Origin of the sequence: Amycolatopsis echigonensis (assembly GCF_014174495.1) — a bacterium.
In the GTDB taxonomy this organism is placed as follows: Bacteria; Actinomycetota; Actinomycetes; order Mycobacteriales; family Pseudonocardiaceae; genus Amycolatopsis; species Amycolatopsis echigonensis.
In genome coordinates this window covers 1-2,363 of the sequence record NZ_JACJHR010000201.1, presented here as the reverse complement: position 1 = coordinate 2,363, position 2,363 = coordinate 1, and the positions used below count along the sequence as shown (strand labels likewise).

Annotated in this window: 2 protein-coding genes and 2 pseudogenes; 2 read left to right on the top strand and 2 right to left on the bottom strand. The window is 69.4% G+C overall.

Translation table 11 applies throughout. The annotated features are described in order from the left end of the window. Together H5411_RS46195 and H5411_RS46190 are read left to right on the top strand one after the other, a co-directional pair. A pseudogene (locus H5411_RS46195) lies at positions 1-649 on the top strand (HAD-IC family P-type ATPase); the annotation flags it as partial. Further along, complete coding sequence (locus tag H5411_RS46190; RefSeq protein WP_183127986.1) at positions 646-849, top strand: hypothetical protein; 204 nt, start codon at positions 646-648, stop codon at positions 847-849. The pseudogene H5411_RS46195 and the gene H5411_RS46190, both read left to right, overlap by 4 nt. A 93-nt stretch (positions 850-942) precedes the next feature. Here the strand turns inward: H5411_RS46190 and H5411_RS49960 are convergent. Further along, a pseudogene (locus tag H5411_RS49960) lies at positions 943-1,540 on the bottom strand (cadmium resistance transporter). 336 nt (positions 1,541-1,876) lie between these two features. Further along, a complete protein-coding gene (locus H5411_RS46180) occupies positions 1,877-2,317 on the bottom strand; it encodes a helix-turn-helix domain-containing protein (protein WP_183127985.1) in 441 nt (146 codons plus the stop codon). Positions 2,318-2,363 lie beyond the last annotated feature (46 nt).

Sequence of the window (2,363 nt, the reverse complement as noted above, 5' to 3'; positions counted from 1 at the left end):
GCGGTGCTGGTCGAGGACAACGGCCAGGTCGTCGGGGCCATCGCGGTCCGCGACGAGCTGCGTCCCGAAGCCGCCGAGGTCGTGGCCCAGCTCCGCCGGGACGGCTACCACGTCGCGATGCTCACCGGCGACAACCACGCCACCGCCGCCGCGCTCGCCGCCGACGTCGGCATCGAGGACGTGCACGCCGAGCTGCGCCCGGAGGACAAGGCCCGCCTGATCGAACAGCTGCGCGCCCGGCGCTCGACGGCGATGGTGGGCGACGGCGTCAACGACGCACCGGCCCTGGCCACCGCCGACCTGGGCATCGCGATGGGCGCGGATGGGCACCGACGTGGCGATCGAGACCGCCGACGTCGCGCTCATGGGTGAGGACCTGCGGCACCTGCCCCAGGCATTCACCCACGCCCGCCGCGCCCGCCGGATCATGCTCCAGAACGTCGGCCTGTCCCTCGGGTTGATCACCGCGTTGATGCCGCTGGCGCTGTTCGGCGTGCTCGGCCTCGCCGCCGTGGTCCTGGTGCACGAGCTGGCCGAGGTCGTCGTCATCGCCAACGGCGTCCGCGCCGGCCGCACCAAAGCCTTGCAGGCCACGACCATCACCGGCCCACCGACGCTGACGCCCACGGCGGCGGGTGTCTCCGCGTGACCACTGGCGAAACCCGGACGGCCAGGGTTACCCCAGCACGGATCGCCCTGACCGTCACCGCCACGCTGCTGGCCGCGCTCGGGCTTGCGTCCAGCTCGACGGTACTGCGCACCTGCTTCATCCTGGTCTGCGTGCTGCGGACGCCGGGCAGGTCTTCCAGGGCGTCGTCGATCAGCAGCGCGCAGCTGCCGCAATGCTGAGACCCCCATCGCAGCCCCACGCGATCAGCGGGCTGAGCAGCCCGAGCGCGGCCAGCGGCAGCGCGGCGACGTTGTAGGCGGACGCCCGGCCCTTCAGAGTCCGAAGGCGCCGCCGCCGATGAGGATCAGCAACCCGATCGCGATCAACACCACCGGCAGCACAACGTGGCCCCACCGCGACAGCGCTCGGGCGACGACTGGCCGGGTCGCGAAGAACCGCCCGGCGGCACACCACACCGCCACGAGAACCAGGAACACCACGGCATACACGGCCAGCCCGCCTGATCCGGCAACAGCGAACACAGGTATGTAGACACCGATGTTGTCCCCGCCGTTGGCGAATGTTACGGCCGCGACGGCCAGCACCGCAGGGCCGCCCCGCGCGGCGGGGCGGCTCGTCATCGCCGGCACGTTGTTCGCGCCAAGCTCGCCATGCCGCGCGGATGCCCAGCAGGAGCGGCAGCAAACCGAGATACGGGATCACCGCGGCGGGCAGCAGGCCGACGCCGAGCGCGCCGACAACCGAGACGACCAGGATGCCGGCGAACCCGAGATACTGCCCGGCCACCACCCGCGCCCCAGCCCCGCGCCGACCGGCAGCCGCGCCGAAAAACAGCGCCAAGATCACGATGTCGTCGACGTTGGTGACCGCGAACATGCCCACGGCCTGACCGATCAGTCCTAGATCCACCCCTGTCCCCTCGCCAACCTCACCGGCGATGCCGTCGCCTTCATAAGACCAAGCCCGCAGCGTTAGTCGCGGGGCATGAACATGATCACGCCAACCCCGATCCCGCCGCGAAGCCGTACACCCCCGAGCGAGAGCACACTCGCAGCGATCCGCAAGCAGACCGCAGCTTCCCACCTTGCCAGGCCAGCCACGCAAGCGGAGGCACGCATGATCAGGTAACCAAGGAGCAAAGGGATTCGCTCGCGCGCTTGTGCCCTACCGCCCCTGACCGGCCTGCCACCGTCGACCGGCTCGCGACGACAAGATTCACCTGTGCCCGACCGGACCTTGGGACGTTCACGATCGTGGTCGCCCATGGCTGTCTCGAGTAGGGATGCCGCGTTCCCTCAGTTTGGTCAGCACGGTGGTGTGGTCGACGCCCAGGTGTCCGCCGACTCGTGCCAACGACCAGCCCAGGTTGTAGAGGTGGATGGCGTCGTCGACCTGCTCGGCGGAGAGCCCACGGCGGCGCATCGGCACGTCATGTCGTTTGAGGATGTTGCTGACCGTCCGCCGTTCGATGCCGAACCGGGCACCCAGCTCATACACCGTCGCTCCGGCTTGATACCCGGCGATGAGTTCCTGGACCTGGTCGGCGTCGAGTTGACGTGCCCGTCGGGGCTTGGGGCGCTCGACGGGCGGCAGAGCCGGTTCGGTGTGGTCTGGCAGCTGCCGGAGCAGCTTCTCCAGGGCTTCTACCTGGGGTTTTGTGTTGTAGTAAGTTCCCCCAAGGTCCACAAGTTCGATGTACCCCTTCGATCATGCGGTTGGCGCTGGTCGGAGG